The organism is Streptomyces sp. NPDC027185, from assembly GCF_055567035.1.
Genome location: NZ_JBVHRF010000007.1, coordinates 205,893 through 224,088, shown reverse-complemented (window position 1 = coordinate 224,088; position 18,196 = coordinate 205,893). Strand labels below are relative to the sequence as shown.

11 protein-coding genes are annotated in these 18,196 nt (G+C 73.6%); 4 read left to right on the top strand and 7 right to left on the bottom strand.

All coding sequences use genetic code 11. The features are described from left to right. Positions 1-38: 38 nt before the first annotated feature. Positions 39-2,204 (top strand): 3-hydroxyacyl-CoA dehydrogenase NAD-binding domain-containing protein, encoded by a 2,166-nt coding sequence (locus ACZ4M8_RS23450; protein ID WP_467610616.1) that lies wholly within the window; start codon positions 39-41, stop codon positions 2,202-2,204. Positions 2,205-2,610: 406 nt separating this feature from the next. Here the strand turns inward: ACZ4M8_RS23450 and ACZ4M8_RS23445 are convergent, their stop codons facing one another. Then, positions 2,611-3,357, bottom strand: a complete 747-nt coding sequence (locus ACZ4M8_RS23445) for a MerR family transcriptional regulator (protein ID WP_467610321.1) — start codon at positions 3,355-3,357, stop codon at positions 2,611-2,613. A 359-nt stretch (positions 3,358-3,716) separates the two neighbouring features. On the opposite strand from ACZ4M8_RS23445, the gene ACZ4M8_RS23440 reads away from it, so the two are divergent. Next, on the top strand, positions 3,717-5,198 hold the full coding sequence (locus ACZ4M8_RS23440) for an amino acid permease (RefSeq protein ID WP_467610319.1): 1,482 nt from the start codon (positions 3,717-3,719) through the stop codon (positions 5,196-5,198). A 78-nt stretch (positions 5,199-5,276) separates the two neighbouring features. On the opposite strand, the gene sph is transcribed toward ACZ4M8_RS23440, so the two are convergent. From sph to ACZ4M8_RS23425, 3 genes are all read right to left on the bottom strand, one after another. After that, on the bottom strand, positions 5,277-6,254 hold the full coding sequence (gene sph, locus ACZ4M8_RS23435) for a sphingomyelin phosphodiesterase (protein WP_467610316.1): 978 nt from the start codon (positions 6,252-6,254) through the stop codon (positions 5,277-5,279). A 195-nt stretch (positions 6,255-6,449) separates the two neighbouring features. After that, on the bottom strand, positions 6,450-7,940 hold the full coding sequence (locus ACZ4M8_RS23430; protein ID WP_467610312.1) for a M1 family metallopeptidase: 1,491 nt from the start codon (positions 7,938-7,940) through the stop codon (positions 6,450-6,452). A 164-nt stretch (positions 7,941-8,104) separates the two neighbouring features. Beyond that, positions 8,105-9,097, bottom strand: a complete 993-nt coding sequence (locus ACZ4M8_RS23425; protein ID WP_467610310.1) for an FAD-dependent oxidoreductase — start codon at positions 9,095-9,097, stop codon at positions 8,105-8,107. A 535-nt stretch (positions 9,098-9,632) separates the two neighbouring features. Here ACZ4M8_RS23425 and ACZ4M8_RS23420 point away from each other — a divergent pair. Then, the gene (locus ACZ4M8_RS23420) at positions 9,633-11,693 is read left to right on the top strand and encodes an FUSC family protein (protein ID WP_467610307.1); all 2,061 of its coding nucleotides are present in this window, start codon (positions 9,633-9,635) and stop codon (positions 11,691-11,693) included. A gap of 299 nt (positions 11,694-11,992) precedes the next feature. On the opposite strand, the gene ACZ4M8_RS23415 is transcribed toward ACZ4M8_RS23420, so the two are convergent. The 3 genes from ACZ4M8_RS23415 to ACZ4M8_RS23405 all read right to left on the bottom strand — a co-directional run bounded on the left by ACZ4M8_RS23415 (position 11,993) and on the right by ACZ4M8_RS23405 (position 16,479). Continuing rightward, positions 11,993-14,401, bottom strand: a complete 2,409-nt coding sequence (locus ACZ4M8_RS23415; protein ID WP_467610614.1) for a Tex family protein — start codon at positions 14,399-14,401, stop codon at positions 11,993-11,995. Between the two features lie 188 nt (positions 14,402-14,589). Beyond that, the gene (locus ACZ4M8_RS23410; RefSeq protein ID WP_467610305.1) at positions 14,590-15,459 is read right to left on the bottom strand and encodes an SCO6745 family protein; all 870 of its coding nucleotides are present in this window, start codon (positions 15,457-15,459) and stop codon (positions 14,590-14,592) included. A gap of 252 nt (positions 15,460-15,711) precedes the next feature. Continuing rightward, on the bottom strand, positions 15,712-16,479 hold the full coding sequence (locus ACZ4M8_RS23405; protein WP_467610303.1) for an enoyl-CoA hydratase/isomerase family protein: 768 nt from the start codon (positions 16,477-16,479) through the stop codon (positions 15,712-15,714). A 54-nt stretch (positions 16,480-16,533) separates the two neighbouring features. On the opposite strand from ACZ4M8_RS23405, the gene ACZ4M8_RS23400 reads away from it, so the two are divergent. Next, on the top strand, positions 16,534-18,177 hold the full coding sequence (locus ACZ4M8_RS23400) for an ABC-F family ATP-binding cassette domain-containing protein (RefSeq protein WP_467610300.1): 1,644 nt from the start codon (positions 16,534-16,536) through the stop codon (positions 18,175-18,177). Positions 18,178-18,196 lie beyond the last annotated feature (19 nt).

Genomic DNA, 18,196 nt, shown 5'->3' with positions numbered 1-18,196 from the left:
CCCCTTACGGAGAAGCCACAGTGAGCGAGACCTCTGCGATGACGACCATCCGCTGGGAGCAGGACGAGACCGGTGTGGTCACCCTGGTCCTGGACGACCCCGGTCAGTCCGCCAACACCATGAACGATGCCTTCAAGACCTCCCTCACCGCGGTCGCCGACCGCCTGGAGGCCGAAGCGGACACCGTCCGCGGCATCATCGTCACCTCCGCCAAGAAGACCTTCTTCGCCGGGGGTGACCTGCGCGAGCTGATCGCCGTCACCCCCGAGGGCGCCCAGCGGGCGTTCGAGGCGGGCATGGGCATCAAGCGCGATCTGCGCCGTATCGAAACCCTCGGCAAACCCGTCGTGGCCGCCCTCAACGGCGCGGCCCTCGGCGGCGGTTACGAGATCGCGCTCGCCTGCCACCACCGCATCGCCCTCGACACCCCCGGCACCAAGATCGGCCTGCCGGAGGTCACCCTCGGCCTGCTGCCCGCGGGCGGCGGCGTCACCCGCACCGTCCGCCTCCTCGGCATCGCCGACGCCCTGCTGAAGGTGCTGCTCCAGGGCACGCAGTACAACGCCGTACGGGCCAAGGACGCCGGGCTGATCCACGACGTCGCCGCCACCCCCGAAGAACTCCTCGCCAAGGCCCGTGCGTTCATCGACGCCCACCCCGAATCCCAGCAGCCCTGGGACGTCAAGGGGTACCGCATCCCCGGCGGCACCCCGGCGCAGCCGAAGTTCGCCGCCAACCTCCCGGCGTTTCCCGCCAACCTCAAGAAGCAGCTCAACGGCGCGCCCTACCCGGCGCCGCGCAACATCCTCGCCGCCGCGGTCGAGGGCTCCCAGGTCGACTTCGAGACCGCCCAGACCATCGAGGCGCGGTACTTCACCGAGCTGGTCACCGGCCAGATCTCGAAGAACATGATCCAGGCCTTCTTCTTCGACCTCCAGGCCGTCAACTCCGGCGCCAGCCGTCCCCAGGACGTCGCGCCCCGCCCCGTCGAGAAGGTCGCCGTCCTCGGCGCCGGGATGATGGGCGCGGGCATCGCCTACAGCTGCGCGCGGGCGGGGATGCAGGTCGTCCTGAAGGACGTCTCGCCGGAAGCAGCCGCCAAGGGCAAGGCGTACTCCGAGGGGCTGCTCGCCAAGGCGCTGGCCCGCGGCCGTACCACCGAACGTAAGCGGGACGAACTCCTCGCCCGCATCACCCCCACCGCCGATCCGCGGGACCTCGCGGGCTGTGACGCCGTGATCGAGGCGGTCTTCGAGGACACCGCGCTCAAGCACAAGGTCTTCCAGGAGATCGAGAACATCGTGGCGCCCGACGCGCTGCTGTGTTCCAACACCTCGACGCTGCCCATCTCGCAGCTGGCCGAGGGCGTGCAGCGGGACGCCGACTTCATCGGCCTGCACTTCTTCTCACCGGTCGACAAGATGCCGCTGGTGGAGATCATCAAGGGCGAGCGCACCGGCGACGCGGCGCTGGCCCGCGCGTTCGACCTGGTCCGGCAGATCCGCAAGACCCCGATCGTGGTCAACGACTCGCGGGGATTCTTCACCTCGCGGGTCATCGGCCAGTTCATCAACGAGGGCGTGGCGATGGTCGGCGAGGGCCTCGACCCGGCCTCCGTCGAACAGGCCGCCGCGCAGGCCGGATACCCGGCGAAGGTGCTCTCCTTGATGGACGAGCTGACGCTGACCCTGCCGCGCAAGATCCGCCGGGAGACGCAGCGCGCCGTGGAGGCGGCCGGCGGCAGCTGGCCGGCGCACCCTTCCGACGCGGTCATCGACCGGATGGTCGACGAGTTCGGCCGCACCGGCCGCAGCGGCGGCGGCGGTTTCTACGACTACGCCGAGGACGGCACCCGCAGCGGTCTGTGGCCGGGGCTGCGCGAGCACTTCACCCGGCCGGACGCCGCGATCCCGTTCCGCGACATGCAGGAGCGGATGCTGTTCGCCGAGGCGCTGGACACCGTCCGCTGCTTCGAGGAAGGTGTGCTGACCTCGGTCGCCGACGCCAACATCGGCTCCATCCTCGGCATCGGCTTCCCCGGCTGGACCGGCGGTGTGCTCCAGTACATCAACGGCTACGAGGGCGGCCTGCCCGGTTTCGTGGCCCGCGCCCGCGAGCTGGCGGCGGCGTACGGCGAGCGCTTCGCGCCGCCCGCCCTGCTGGTCGGCAAGGCGGAGAGGGGAGAGACCTTCCGGGACGCCTGAGCGGCGGGGGCCGGGCCGGGTGACGGCCGGAACCGGGCACGGCAGGGGGCGAGCCCCGGCTCCGCGCCCGGCCCCTCACCCACGCCCCGGCCCAGGGTCCGGCCCGCCCGGCCCCCTGCCCGGCATCCGCCCGGAGCCCGAGGCGGGCCCCGCAGCGCCGCAGCTGAGCCGCCCTTTCCCCAGGGGCCGTGCCCGAGCCCACCAGACACTCCGGGCCCGGCCTGCCCCCCCCAGCACGCGACCGGACTCCACCAGGCACTCCGACCGGACTCCACCCGGCACTCCGGCCGAACCCCACCAGGCACTCCGCCGACCCCCGCCCGGCCCAGCCCGAGCCCGGAGTCGAGCCCACCGACCGGGCCCACCGCCCCGATCCTGAGGGACCCCGCCCCCCGTGGTTCGCCCCCTACCCCTCTCCGAACGCCTCCCGGAGTTCCTCGCGCATCGAGCGTTGGAAGGCGGTGACCAGGGCCTGGACCACCATCGGCTGCATATGGGCGGAGAGGGATTTGATGCGGGCGACGTCCTCGGCGTCGGGGGTGCCTTCGCGGTAGGGCTCCCAGACCTCGTCCTTGAAGAGGCGGCTCAGCTCGCGCGCCGCCGAGCGGGTGTGTTCCAGCACGACGGTGCGGGCCGCGAGGATCGTCTCCAGCGCGATCGGCACGTCCAGCAGCCGGGTGCCCAGGTGCAGCAGCCCCGGGTCGACCTGGAAGACGTCCGGGTCGTCGGTGCGGACCAGCACGCTCATCGCGGCCAGCCGGTCCAGGTCGTCCTCGGTCAGCTCCCGGCCGACGCGGCGTTCCAGCAGGTCACGGGTGGTGTCCTCGGCTTTGTCCGGGATCCAGCTCGCCACCAGGGCGCGGTGGATGGCCAGGTCCTGGGCGCTCAGATCGGGCGGCAGCTGCCGCAGATAGCGTTCGATCGCCGACAGGGTCATGCCCTGGTGCTGGAGTTCCTCGATCAGCGCGAGCCGGGAGAGGTGGTCGGGGCCGTACCGGCCGACACGGCGGGGGCCGATCTCCGGCGGGGGCAGCAGTCCCCGGGTGCTGTAGAAGCGGATCGTGCGGACGGTGACGCCGGCGCGGGCGGCCAGTTCGTCGACGGTCAGAGCGGTGCCGGGCCCGGTACCGGTCTCCGTGGCGGACTCTTTCATGCGGGACAGTATTGCTGTCTCACCAATTGTGTGAAACCTCTGGAACGGTTCCGCGGATTCCGTGCGGCGTTCCGGGCGGACGCTTCGGTGCGGAGTGGGGAACGACACGGCCGTTCGCCGTCATTTCCCGGAAAGATCGCCGGAATTCATCCGGGCGTGTGCGGGACGGTGTTTTTGAAATGTCCGCCCGGTGCAACAGCGGGCAAAAGGCCCCAACTTCAAAATGGCTGATATCTCATGTGATCCAGGCCACAGACGAGGGGCCCGGGTTCGGGGAAGGTGTGCCGTCGGCCCTTCGTGTGAACCGCGGGATTCGGCCACGGTTCCCGGTGCCCGCCTGAAAGCGAGTTGAACCACCAGTGAGTACTGAGACGGTTACGGAAGAAACGACGCAGCCACCGGGTGGGGGTGGCGGCGGACGTCAGGACGCGGGGGACGCCGGCTACAGCAAGGCCCTCAAGGGCCGCCACATCAACATGATCGCCATCGGTGGAGCAATCGGAACCGGCCTCTTCCTCGGTGCGGGCGGCCGGCTGCACTCCGCCGGACCGGCGCTGGCCATCGCCTACGCGGTCTGCGGCCTCTTCGCCTTCTTCGTCGTCCGGGCCCTCGGTGAGCTGGTCGTGCACCGCCCGTCGTCCGGCTCGTTCGTCTCGTACGCCCGGGAATTCCTCGGGGAGAAGGGCGCCTACGTCGCTGGCTGGATGTATGTGGTCAACTGGTCCACGACCGGTATCGCCGACATCACCGCGATTGCCCTTTACACCCACTACTGGAGCATGTTCACCGACATTCCGCAGTGGGTGATGGCGTTGATCGCCCTCGCTGTGGTGCTCACCGTCAACCTGATCTCGGTCAAGATCTTCGGCGAGCTGGAATTCTGGTTCGCGATCATCAAGGTCGCGGCGCTGGTCGTGTTCATGTTCATCGGCATCTTCCTGCTGGCCACCCAGCACCCGGTGGGCGGCCACACTCCGGGGCTGCATCTGCTCTCCGACAACGGCGGCTTCTTCCCGACCGGTCTGCTGCCCGTGGTGATCGTGCTCCAGGGCGTCGTCTTCGCGTACTCCGCCGTCGAGCTGGTCGGTGTCACCGCCGGTGAGACCAGCGAGCCTGAGAAGGTCGTCCCCAAGGCGGTCAACTCGATCATGTGGCGGGTGGGCGTCTTCTACGTCGGCTCGGTGCTGCTGCTGACGCTGCTGCTGCCGTGGAACAAGTACACCGGCGGGGAGAGCCCGTTCGTGACCGTGCTCTCCAACGTCGGTGTGCCGGCGGCCGGTGATGTGATGAACCTCGTCGTGCTGACCGCCGCGATGTCGAGCCTCAACTCCGGCCTCTACTCGACCGGCCGCATCCTGCGCTCCATGTCCATGGCGGGCTCCGCCCCGAAGTTCGCCGGGCTGATGAACCGCAACCAGGTGCCGTACGGCGGCATCCTGCTGACCTCCGCCGTCTGTGTGCTCGGCGTCCTGCTCAACTATCTCGTCCCGGGCAAGGCGTTCGAGATCGTGCTGAACATCGCGGCGCTCGGCATCATCAGCACCTGGTGCACGATCATGATCTGTCACATGGTGTTCGTGCGCCGCGCCAAGGAGGGCACGGTCCGGCGGCCCCGGTTCCGGCTCCCCGGTACGCCCGTCACGGACCTGGCGACGATCGCGTTCCTGCTCGGCGTCATCGTGCTGATGTGGTTCGACGACGGTGTCGGGCGGCAGACCGTGATGCTGATCCCCGTCCTCGCGCTGGCGCTGATCGGCGGCTGGTTCGTGGTGCGCGGCCGGGTCGGCCGGCTCGCCGCGGAGCGGGAGGCCGAAGCGGCCGGGCAGGGAACGCCGCAGTGACCGCGTAGGCCACCTCGTACGGGAGGGCGGCCGCGGTGGACCCCGGTCCCCGCGGCCGCCCTTGCGTACGTGTACCGGCTAGCCGCCGATCAGCGGGTAGTGGTCGGAGAGGTTGGTGTAGGTGTACTGCTTGCCCCAGCTGGAGACGGTCCAGGGGGCCGACTCCTCCTTGACGACGGTGTTGCCCCAGCCGCTCGGCCGGGCGTGGCCGTTGCGGTGCAGGACGTAGTCCAGGTCCTCGCGCGGATCGTTCGGGTAGCGGTCCTTGGCGATCGAGTTCTCCTGGGTGTCGAAGGAGTACGGATGGCCGGTACGGCTGTCGGCCGGCGCCAGGTCCGCGTCGGCCAGCAGCGCGTCGTACTCCGGGCCGCGGGAGTCGATGTTGAGGTCTCCGGCGACCATCACCTCCTCGTCCGCGGGGATCTTCTTCGCGTCGAGGAAGGCGTCCAGCTCCTTCAGCTGCGCGGCGCGGTCGGCGGCCGCCTCGCCCGCCTTGCAGCCGGAGTCCGTCGACTGGGTGTGGGTACCCACGACGTGCACCTTCGTGCCGTTCACATCCAGGACGGCGTAGACGAAGCCCTTGTTGGAGAGGGTGTCCGAGCCGCAGGCGTCCTTGTAGACGTACTGCTCCTTGCGCAGCAGCGGCCACTTGCTCAGCAGCGTCACCCCGCCGTCCTCCGGGGTGGTCGCGGAGTAGGCGCCGCCGGTGGCGTCCCAGCCGTCCTTGGTGCGGCCGACCACCGGCGTCTGGTGCGGGTACCGCGCCGCGGCCCGCGCCTTGAGGGCGTCGGAGGAGGAGTTGTCGAACGCCTCCTGAAGGACCACGACGTCGTTGCCCTGGAAGAAGTCCGCGTCGGGTATCGCCTGGGCGCGGTGGTCCTGGCCCCAGTTGGGGTAGAGGGTTTTGCTCATCAGGAACGCGTTGTACGTGAGCACCTTCAGGTGCGGGGGCGGCGTCGCGGCCGAGGCGGCCGGCGCGCCGGCGGCGAGAACGGTGGCGGTCAGCGCCGCGGTGAGCTGGACGGCCCGGCGGGCGCGCGGCGAGAGGTACGGCACGGAAACTCCCTGTGGGGGTGGGGACGTGACCCGGCGCCGCCCATCCAACCAGCCGCGGTTACCTCTTGGTAACCGTCCGGTGTGCGCGGGATTCCCCGGCGGTGACGGACCGGGGCGCCCGTACGCGGACGAACCGGGGCGCGGTCGCCGCGTACGGCCACCGCGCCCCGGTCCGGGTCCTGCCGCTCCGGGTGCTCAGCCCTGGTGGACCGAGTGGGTGGCCGCGATCTTCGGCCACGAGGCGGGGCGGGGCGCCGGGGCCGCGGCGCGGGCGCCGAGGGCCTGCCGGGCCGCACCCGCCGACGGCTTGGACGGCTGGAACAGCCAGGTGTCGAAGAAGTCCGCGAGCGGCTTTCCGGACTTCTTCTCGGCGAACGCCACGAAGTCGGCGACGGAGGCGTTGCCGTACGCGTGCTCCTGCGGCCACGACTTCAGCAGGCCGAAGAAGACCTTGTCGCCGAGCTTGTTGCGGAGCGCCTGGAGGGCCACCGCGCCACGGTCGTAGACGGCGTCGTCGAACTGCTTGTCCGGGCCCGGGTTTCCGGGCTTCACGGTCCAGAACGGGTCGTCGTCCGGGTGCTGGTCGTAGACGTAGTCGGCCAGCTCCTGGGCGGTGCCCTCGCCCTCCTTCTCGGACCAGAGCCACTGCGCGTACGCCGCGAAGCCCTCGTTGATCCAGATGTCCTTCCAGTCCTTCAGCGAGACGCTGTCGCCGAACCACTGGTGGGCCAGTTCGTGGACGACGACGGAGACGTTGGCGCCGCGGTCGAACGCCTTCTTCCCGTAGAACGGGCGGGTCTGGGTCTCCAGCGCGTACCCGGCGGGGACGTTCGGGACGTAGCCGCCGACGGCGTTGAAGGGGTAGTGGCCGTAGACCTTCTCCAGCCAGCCGGTGATCTCGGCGGTGCGCTCGATGCTGGCGCGGGCGGCACCCTCGTTGGCGCCGAGGTCCTTGCTGACGGCGTTGAGCACGGGCACGCCGCCCTCGGTGGTGCCCGTGGTGATGTCGAACTTGCCGACGGCGAGCGTCGTCAGATACGTGGCCTGCGGCTTGTCGGAGCGCCAGCTGAAGCGTGTCCAGCCGAGCTTGGAGGTCTGCGAGGCCAGCACACCGTTGCTGATCGCCTGGGTGCCGTCGGGCACGGAGACCGAGATGTCGTACGTCGCCTTGTCGGTGGGGTGGTCGTTGCTCGGGTACCACCACACGGCGGAGTCCGGCTCCTGCGCCGCCACACCGCCGTCGGGTGTACGGGCCCACGCGGTGTAACCGTCGATCTTCACCTCGGAGGGCTTGCCGGCGTAGCGCACCACGACACTGATCCGCTTGCCGCGCTCCAGCGGCGCCGCCGGGGTGATCTGCAGCTCATGGGCGCCGGTGGCGGCGAACTTCGCCTTCGTGCCGTCGACGCGGACCTCGCTGACCTTCAGACCGAAGTCGAGGTTGAAGCGGGAGAGGTCCTGGGTGGTGGTGGCCAGCAGTGTCGCGGTGCCCTCCAGGAGGTCCGTCTTCGGCTGGTACTTCAGGCGCAGGTCGTAGTGGGAGACGTCGTAGCCGCCGTTCCCGCTCTCCGGGTAGTAGGAGTCGCCCGCACCGGGCGCGCCGGGGGTGAAGCTCGCCGCCGATGCCGGGATCGCCAGCAGCAGACTGAGCGCGGCCGCGCCCGGGACGAGGAGTCTGTGACGCACCGAGTCCTCCAACTCGTAGGGGTGGTCGAACCGTTCCGACCTTATGTACGCTCCCGCCCCTCGTCATGTCCATGGCCTCAACTGACACATGAACGACATGAGGGGCGGGATACGGCGGCGGTCGGGCACCCGGTGCGCCGCGCCCGGTGGTCACGGCCCGTACGTCACACGGCCGGTGCCTCGCGCACCAGCCGCCGGACCTCGTCGGCGCAGCCCCACGCGACGGTGACGCCCGCGCCGCCGTGGCCGTAGTTGTGCACGCACCAGGCACCGCCGGGCAGCCGTTCGCCGGCCAGCCGGACCGCGGCGCGGGCGGGCCGCAGCCCCACCCGGTGTGCCAGGACCTCGGCCCCGGCCAGTGCGGGGAACTGCCGGGCGGCGCGCGCCACGATCGCCTCGGCCACCGCCGGATCGGGCTCCGTCGACCAGGCGTTCTCGTGCGCGGTGCCGCCGACCACCACGCCGTACGGCTGCGGCAGGACGTACGTGGTGTCCGTGGCGCCCGGGGCGGCACGGACGTACCACTCCTCGATCCCCGGGTCGGCCACCACGACCAACTGGCCCTGCACCGGGTGGACCTGCGGGTCCGGCACCAGCTCACGGGCGCCGAGACCCGAGCAGTTCACCACCACGGGCGCCTCCTGGCCCGCCTCGGCGAGCGAGGTGAACGTGGTGCGCTCCACCGTGCCGCCGGCCGCGCGGAGCCGCTGCTCCAGGTAGCGCAGATGCGTCGGCATGTCGACGAGCGGGGTCCGGGCCCGCCAGCCGGTGTGGCCCTCCGGGACCTCGTCGGGGCGGGTCCGGCGCAGACCGGGCACGGCCGCGTACCAGGCGGCGAGCGGATCGCCGTCGGCCTCCGGCCCGGCGGCCACCGGCTCGGTCATCGTCCCGGTCACCATCCGCGCCCCGGTCTCGTCCGGCCGCTCGGCGAGCCGGCCCAGGATCTCGAAGCCGCGCAGGGACCACCGCACCGCGGGCGCGTGCGGCTGGATGCGGTAGGGCCAGCACAGCCCGCCCGCCACCGCCGAGGTGGAGTCGGCGGCCGGGTCCCGGCTCACCAACCGCACCCGGTGCCCGCCCTCCGCCAGCGCGATGGCCGAGGTCAGACCGATGACACCGCCACCGATCACCAGAATGTCGTTCGCCTCGCTCGTCATACCCGGACGCTATCGGCTGCCCTTCGACCGGGCGAGAGCAGGCCCGCCCACGGATGGCGTACGCGCGCGGGTGACCTGGGGCGGGGAGGGCGGCCGGCGGATCGGCGCCGGGCGGCGACGGGGGCGCGGGGCGTACGTCACCGGGGGCGGTGCGGGTACGGGCCCCGGGCCGCGGAGCGGCGGCGTTCGGCGGGGACGGGACGCGGCGGGCGGCCGTCGGGCGGGCCGCGTGGTGCGTGCCGGACGGTGAACCCTCCCCTGCCGGGCGGGCCGCGGGGCGTTGCCCGCAGCGGCTGACGCTCGGCGGCGGACCGCCCCCTGCCGGGCGGGCCGCGACGCGTGCCCCGGGACGGCGGGCCGCCCCGTGCCGGGGTGCCGTGGCACGCGCCCCGGGACGGCGGGCCGCTCCCGGAGGCCGTGCCGTGGCGCGGGCGGTGCCCGACGGGGGAAGATCCGCCGCGTACGCTGGTGACCAGCACCGTCGGCCGATGTCGCCCCTCGGATCGTGTTCGTCATCCGTCGACTGAGGAGGCACATGCCCCGCGCCCCGCGGGCCGTTCCCGCCTGGCTCGCCCACCCGTTCCGCTGGCAGCGCCTGCCCGTGCCGTGGCCCGCCGTCGTCCGCGGCGGGCTCTGCGCGGGGCCGCTGCTCGCCGCCGGCATCGCCACCGGCCATCCCGCGCCCGGCGTCCTGACCGGCCTCGGCTCCATGATGGCCGGGGTCAACGACCGGCCCGGCACTCGGCGCACCGGCATGGTCCACATCGGACTGCCCGCCCTCGCCTGCGGCCTCGGCACGCTGATCGGCGCCTCGTTGCAGTCCGCGCACGCCGGATGGTGGACGGTGCCCGCGCTGTGCGCCGTCGCCTTCGTCTCCGGCGCCGCGAGCGTGGCCGGACCGGTCCGCTCCACCGCCGGGATGCAGATGCTGGCCACCGCCGTCCTCGGCGCGGGCATGCCGCTGCCCGGCTCGCCCTGGGCGAAGGCCCTGTACGTCCTCGCCGGATGCGCCTGGCTGCTGCTGTTGCGGCTGGTGCTGCGCTCGCCGCGGCCGCCCGGCGGCGCCCTCGGGGGCGAGCGCGCCGCCGTCGCCGCCGTCTTCGACGCGCTGGCCGACGCGCTCACCGCGGTCGGCGGCGAGGACGCGGAACCGGCCCGCCGCCGCCTGACCTCGGCCCTGGACCGGGCCGACGAGGCGCTGCGGCTGCGCCGCCTCACCGACCGGCTGCTGCGCCGTACGCCCCGTGCCGAGGAGGTGTTGCTGGGCGAGCGGTTCGCGGCGGCGACCGCGCTCTGCGAGGCGAGTGTGGCGCTCCTGTGGGAGGGCAGGCCGCTGCCCGGCGCGGTCACGGCGAGCCCCCGCCGGTTCGCCGCCGCACTGCGCACCGGTCAGGCGCCCGGCCGCCTCTCCGCCCCCGCGAACAACTCCGCCGCCCGCGGCGCCTTCGACCGCGCCCTGCTGGCCGCGGCCGTGGTCTTCGACCGGTCCGCGCCCGCGGGGACGGACGGACCGGGGGAGCCGTACCGGCCGTCCGGACCGGCGGCCGTGCCCTCCGCCCCGGACGCGCCGGCCGCCGCCCCGACGGCACCCGGGCCGCGCCCCGCGCGGTGGCGGGCGTTGCCCGGCCGGATCCGCGGCTTCCTGGACCGGCGCACCCGCCGTGGCCGGGATCTGCTGGGGAGCGCCGCCCGCGACTACGGACTGCGCGTCGCCGTCTGCGTCGGCGCCAGTGCGGCGGTCGCGCTGCTGCTCCACCCCGAGCACTGGTACTGGCTCCCGGCGACCGCGACCTTCCTGGTCAAGCCGGACCTGGGCCCGCTGTTCTCGCGGACCGTCAACCGCTTCGCCGGGACCGTCGCGGGCGTGCTGGTCTTCGCGCTGGGCGGCGCGCTGCTGCCCGGCTCCTGGTGGCCGGCGCTCGCCGCGGGCATCGGGGGTGCGGTACTGCCGTTCGCCACCCGCCACTTCGCGTTGCAGACCTCGGCGATCACCTTCATGGTGCTGGCGTTCGTCTGGGTGGGCGGCGACCCCCAGGCGGCGGGGGAGCGGATCGCGGACACCGCCATCGCCTGCGGCATCGTCCTCGTCGTCGGCCATCTGCCGCGCCTGGCCGACCCGCGCCGCCGCCTCGCGCAGCGGGCGGTCACCGCGCTGCGCGCCACCGAGGTGTACCTGCGGCACGTGCTGGCGGCCGGTCCCGGCGCCGGGAGCACCGCCGAGCGGCTGGCGCTGCGCCGCCACGCCTACCACGCCCTGGGCCAGGCCAGGACGGCGGCCGAGACCGCCGCCGCCGAACTCCTCGCCGCCCGCGGACGCACCCCCGACTGGCCCGCGATCCTGGCCGCCGCCGAACGCGTCGTCGACGCGGTGACGGCCGCCGCCGTCCGCATCGACCACGGCGCGCGCCGCCCGAGCCCCGAGGAGGCCGCCCGGCTCGGCGAGGCGCTCTCGGCGATGGCCGACGCCCTGGCCGACCCCGGCCGCCGCCTCCCGCACCGCCACGACCGCCCCCTCGCCCCCGTCCCCGACTGCGCCACCCTCACCGACGTGGCCACCGAACTGGAACGGATGCGCGGCCACACGGGCGCGCCCTGAGCCACCGCGGCACGGCCGGGACCTGGGGCGATGTCCCCAGGCCACGGGGCGGTCGCGTACCGCCGGGGGAGCGGTGCGGTGCGCGGAACCCGGCCGCGTACCGCCGGCCGCTCCGTGCCTCGCCCCCTGTACGGGCCCCTGCCGACGACGGGGCGAAGCCGCCCGTACGGCGGAGATCCGGACCGGACCCCCGTGGCACGGCCCCGCCCACACCGGGCCCACGACACGGAAGCGGGGCCCCGCGGGAACCCCCGCGAAGCCCCGCTTCCGGCGCGCCGGGACCACGGCCCGGCCCCGGGTCAGCGCCGCTTGCCGCCGCCCTCGCCGCCGCCGAGCAGACCGGCGCGGCGCAGCGCGTCGGCCATCGCGTCGTTCGCGGGTGCGGGACCCTGGCCGCCGCCACGCCGGTCGCCGCCGCGTCCGCCGCCGCCCGACCGGGGCGCGTCGGCGCGTCCACCGGAGCGCCGGGCGGCCGGCCGCCGACCGCCGGGCCGCTCACCGTCGCCACGCCGCTCACCCGCGGCCTTGCCCTCGCGTCCGGGCTCGTCGTCCAGACGCAGCGTCAGCGAGATCCGCTTGCGGGGGATGTCGACGTCGAGGACCTTGACCCGCACGATGTCACCGGGCTTGACCACCTCACGCGGGTCCTTGACGAACGTCTTCGACAACGCCGACACGTGCACCAGACCGTCCTGGTGGACGCCGACGTCCACGAACGCCCCGAACGCGGCGACGTTGGTCACCACGCCTTCCAGGACCATCCCCGGCGTCAGGTCGCCGATCTTCTCCACACCGTCCTTGAACGTCGCGGTCCGGAACTCCGGACGCGGGTCGCGGCCCGGCTTCTGAAGCTCCTGGAGGATGTCGCCGACGGTCGGCAGCCCGAACGTCTCGTCGACGAAGTCGGCCGGGCGCAGCGACCGCAGCACCGAGGTGTTGCCGATCAGCGTGCCCACCGCGCCGCCCGCCGCGGCGGCCATCCGGCGCACCACCGGGTACGCCTCCGGGTGCACGCTGGAGGCGTCCAGCGGGTCGTCGCCGCCGCGGATCCGCAGGAAGCCGGCGCACTGCTCGTACGCCTTCGGGCCGAGCCGCGACACGTCCTTGAGGGCCTTGCGGGAGCGGAACGGGCCGTTGGAGTCGCGGTGCGCGACGATGTTCTCGGCCAGGCCCGAGCTGATGCCGGAGACCCGCGAGAGCAGCGGCGCGGACGCGGTGTTGACGTCCACACCGACGCCGTTCACACAGTCCTCGACGACCGCGTCCAGCGAACGCGACAGCTTCACCTCGGACAGGTCGTGCTGGTACTGGCCGACACCGATCGACTTCGGGTCGATCTTGACGAGTTCGGCCAGCGGGTCCTGCAGCCGCCGGGCGATCGAGACCGCGCCGCGCAGCGACACGTCCATCCCGGGCAGCTCCTGCGAGGCGAACGCCGAGGCGGAGTACACCGACGCGCCCGCCTCGGAGACCATCACCTTCGTCAGCTTCAGCTCCGGCTGCGCGGCGATCAGCTCGGCGGCCAGCTTGTCCGTCTCACGGGAGGCGGTGCCGTTGCCGATCGCGATCAGCTCGACGCCGTGCTCCTTCGCCAGCCGCGCCAGCGTCGCCAGCGACGCGTCCCACTTCTGCTGCGGCACGTGCGGGTGGATCGTCTCCGTCGCGGCGACCTTGCCGGTCGCGTCCACCACGGCCACCTTCACCCCGGTACGGAATCCGGGGTCCAGGCCCATCGTCGTGCGCGTCCCGGCGGGCGCCGCCAGCAGCAGATCCCGCAGGTTGGACGCGAAGACCCGGACCGCCTCGTCCTCCGCCGCCTGCCGCAGCCGCAGCCGCAGATCGATACCGAGGTGGACCAGGACGCGGGTGCGCCAGGCCCAGCGGACGGTGTCCAGCAGCCAGCCGTCGGCCGGCCGCCCGCGGTCGGCGATGCCGAACTTCGCGGCGATGGTCCGCTCGTAGGAGGTACGGCCCTCGACGGGCTCCGCGTCCGGCTCCAGCGTGAGGTCGAGGATCTCCTCCTTCTCACCGCGGAGCATAGCCAGCACCCGGTGCGAGGGCAGTTCGGTGAACGGCTCCGCGAAGTCGAAGTAGTCGGCGAACTTCGCGCCCGCCTCCTCCTTGCCCTCGCGCACCTTCGCGCCGAACCGGCCGCGCGACCACATCCGCTCCCGCAGCTCACCGATGAGGTCCGCGTCCTCGCCGAACCGCTCGGTGAGGATGGCCCGCGCGCCCTCCAGCGCCGCACCCGGATCGGCGACGCCCTTGTCCGCGTCCACGAACGCCGCCGCGGCCGCCTCCGGCGCGACCGAGGGGTCGGCGAGCAGCCCGTCGGCGAGCGGTTCCAGCCCCGCCTCCCGCGCGATCTGCGCCTTCGTCCGCCGCTTCGGCTTGTACGGCAGATAGATGTCCTCCAGGCGCGCCTTGGACTCCGCGCCCCGGATCCGCTCCTCCAGCGCCGCGTCCAGCTTGCCCTGGGACCGTACGGACTCCAGGACCGCGGTGCGCCGCTCCTCCAGCTCCCGCAGATAGCGCAGCCGCTCCTCCAGCGCGCGCAGCTGCGCGTCGTCGAGCATCTCGGTGGCTTCCTTGCGGTAGCGCGCGATGAACGGGACGGTCGAGCCGCCGTCCAGCAGCCCGACCGCGGCCACCACCTGCCGCTCCTTGACGCCGAGCTCCCCGGCGATCCTCGCTTCGATGGACACCATGACCTTGGTGGATGCCGTCACGTTGAACCAGACCCGCCTTCCCGCGCTCGCTTGAGCCTGCATTGTGCAGGTTCACCGGTCGCGGTGTCGCACCGCCCGGCCGGGAGCGCCGGGGTGTGAGAAGGCGCACGCCCGCCCGGCGCTCCCCTGCGGGAACGGCGGACGGGCGTACGGTCCGAGGCAGCGGTCTACCGGCCGAACAGCTCCGCCGGGAACGCGCCCGCCGCCATCGCCGCCTGCGTGAACGCCCCGCCGATCTCGGTGAGCCGCGCCACGCCCTCCGGGCCCAGGTGCTCGTACGGCGCCCGGTCCAGCCGGTCGGTGGTGTCCTCCAGATCCGCGCGCAGCCGCACCCCCGCCTCGGTCAACTCGCCGTCGGCGTCCAGCAGTCCGCGCCCGCGCAGCCGCTCCTGCGCGGCCGTCCACTCCGCCTCGCTCCAGCCGCGGGTGCGCATGACGCCCAGGTAGCTCATGCCCCGGCCGCTGGCGTTGTGCGTGACCAGCGCCTCCAGGCCGTCCAGCTCCGCGTCCAGCAGCGCCATCAGGTGGGCGTCGCCGCGGTGTTCGCGCAGCAGCGTCGCGGCGTGCCAGTACGCCAGGTGCGGCGCTTCGGGAACGGGCAGGTCGGCGTGGGCGGCGAACAGCGGCCGGGCGCAGCGGCTGCCCGCCTCGGCGGCGCGCAGCGCCAGCCGGGCGGCCTCGGCCATCTCCGGCGACGCCAGCGCCTCCTCGCCGAGCAGCCGCCGCAGCGTGGCGTCGGCGGCCCGCAGCCGCGCCGCCAGAACCGCCTCGGGCGTCACCTGCTCCCAGACGGCGGGGACGTGCCGGGCGACCAGCGCGTGGCTGAAGTTGTAGAACGTCGCGGTGACCGTGCCGGGGCCGACCGCTCCCATGGCGGCGGCGCGGACGGCGAAGTATCCGGCGCTGCGGTCCTCGACCCCGAGCTTCGCCAGCTCGACGCCGAGGTCGGGGGAGAAGTAGTGCGTCGAGTGGAACGGGTTGACGACGTTGTGGCAGTGCCGTCCGGCGCGCGGCGCCAGGGAGGTCGCAGAGGTCATACCCGGCAGGTTACCGACCCGTCGGTATGGCCGGAAGGGCGGTACGGGAAGGGGCCCGGCCGGTACAGGGACGGACCCGGTGCGGGTGGGCGGGGCTCGGCGGTCCCCGCCCACCGCAGCTCACCCGGCCGCCGGCCTCCCCGTCCCGTGGCGCACCCGTCCCCGGCCCCGCCGCGCGCCCCGCCGCCGGACCGCCTCTCCGTCCCGTGGCGCACCCGGCATCGGCCCCGCGGCCCGGACCGCTCCCGCCTGTCAGAGCGCCGGACCGAACCTCGGCGTCCGCCGCTCCAGGAACGCCGCGGCGCCCTCCGCCGTGTCACCGTTCGCCTGTGCGCGGGCCGCCCAGTGCGCGGCGCGGCGCTCGGCCTCCTCCGCCGGGACCTGCCCCGCCCCGTCGATCAGCTCCTTCGCCGCCGTCTGCGTCACCGACGACCGGCTCGCCAGGACGGCGGTGAACTCCGCGACCCGCGTGTCCAGCCCGCCCGCCGGGCTCACCTCATCGACCAGGCCGGTCCGCAGCGCCCGCGCGCAGTCGATCAACTCACCGGAGAACAGCAGGTACTTGGCGGCCGTCGGCCCCACCAGCCGCACCAGCCGCCGGGTGGCCGACGCCGGATAGACCACGCCCAGCTTGGCGGGCGTCACCCCGAACACCGCGCCCTCCTCGGCGAACCGCAGATCGCAGGCGGCCGCCAGCTGCGCCCCGCCGCCCACACAGTGCCCCCGTATCGCCGCCAGCGTCGGCCGGGGGAACGCGGCCACCGCCTCCTCCGCCGCGACCGACAGCGCCTGCGCCTCACCCGCGCCCGCGCGCAGCGACGCGATGTCCGCACCGGCGCAGAACGTTCCGCCCTCGCCGGTCAGCACCAGCGACCGGACCGCGCCGTCCGCGGCCAGCCGCGCCAGCAGCGGCGGCAGCTCCCGCCACATCCGCGGTGTCATCGCGTTGAGCTTGGCGGGATTGCGGAGGACGACGGTCGCTGTGCCGTCGCTGACATACGTGTTCAGGCCCGGTTCCATCCCCGGATATTAGAGCGGTCGCCCGGCGGCCGGGCCGCTACGATCGGCGGTCTGATGTCAGCCACCCTCATCGCCAAGGACCTCACCGCCGGCCACGGTGAACGCGTCCTCTTCTCCGGCCTGGAGCTGGTCGTCGCCCCCGGCGACGTCATCGGCCTCGTGGGCGCCAACGGCGCGGGCAAGTCGACCCTGCTGCGCCTCCTCGCCGGCCTCGACACCCCGGAGCAGGGCTCCCTCGCCCTCAGCCCGCCCACCGCCACCGTCGGCCACCTCCCGCAGGAGCCCGACCGCCGCCCCGGCGAGTCGGTCCGCGCCTTCCTCGCCCGCCGCACCGGCGTCGCCCGCGCCCAGAGCGACCTCGACGCCGCCACCCAGGCACTGGTCGACGAGCGCCCCGGCGCCGACGACGCGTACGCCACCGCCCTGGAGCGCTGGCTCGCCCTCGGCGCCGCCGACCTCGACGAACGCGCCGAGGAGACCTGCGCCCAGCTCGGCCTGACCACCGGCCTCGACCACCCGATGACCGCCCTCTCCGGCGGCCAGGCCGCCCGCGCCTCCCTCGCCTCCCTCCTCCTCTCCCGCTACGACGTCTTCCTCCTCGACGAGCCGACCAACGACCTCGACCTCGACGGACTGCGCCGCCTGGAGGACTTCGTCTCCGGACTCCGCGCCGGCACGGTCCTGGTCAGCCACGACCGCGAGTTCTTGACCCGCACCGTCACCTCCGTCGTCGAGCTGGACCTCGCCCAGCAGCAGGTCACCACCTACGGCGGCGGCTACACCTCCTACCTGGAGGAACGCGAGCGGGCCCGCCGCCACGCCCGCGAAGAGTACGAGGAGTACGCCGACACCAAGGCATCGCTGGAGGCCCGTGCGCACACCCAGCGCAACTGGATGGCCAAGGGCGTCCGCAACGCCCGCCGCAAGGCCACCGACAACGACAAGATCGCCCGCAAGGGCCGGGTGGAGGCCACCGAGAAGCAGGCGGCCAAGGCGAAGCAGACCCAGCGCCTGATCGACCGGCTCGACGTCGTCGAGGAGCCGCGCAAGGAGTGGGAGCTGCGGATGGAGATCGCCGCCGCGCCCCGCGCCGGAGCCGTGGTCGCCACCCTGCGCGCCGCCGAGGCGGCGCGCGGCACCTTCCGCTTCGGCCCGGTGGACCTCCAGATCGACTGGGGTGACCGCGTCGCCATCACCGGCCCCAACGGCTCCGGCAAGTCGACGCTGCTCGCCGCCCTCCTCGGCCGCCTCCCGCTGACCGCGGGCGCCGCGGCGCTGGGCCCCGGCGTCGTCGTCGGCGAGGTCGACCAGGCCCGCGGTCTCTTCACCGGCGATGCCCCCCTGATGGACGCCTTCCGCGCCGCCGTCCCCGAGATGGCCCCGGCGGACGTACGGACCCTGCTGGCGAAGTTCGGGCTGAAGGCGGCGCACGTGCTGCGGCCGGCGGACACCCTGTCGCCGGGGGAGCGCACCCGCGCCGCCCTCGCCCTTCTCCAGGGCCGCGGCGTCAACCTCCTCGTCCTGGACGAGCCGACCAACCACCTCGACCTGCCCGCCATCGAACAGCTGGAGTCCGCGCTCGCCTCGTACGGCGGCACCCTGCTGCTGGTCACCCACGACCGCCGGATGCTGGACGCGGTGCACACCACCCGCCGGATCGAGGTCGACGCCGGAACGGTCACCGACCGGGCGGTGTGACCGTACGGAGGCGGTTTCC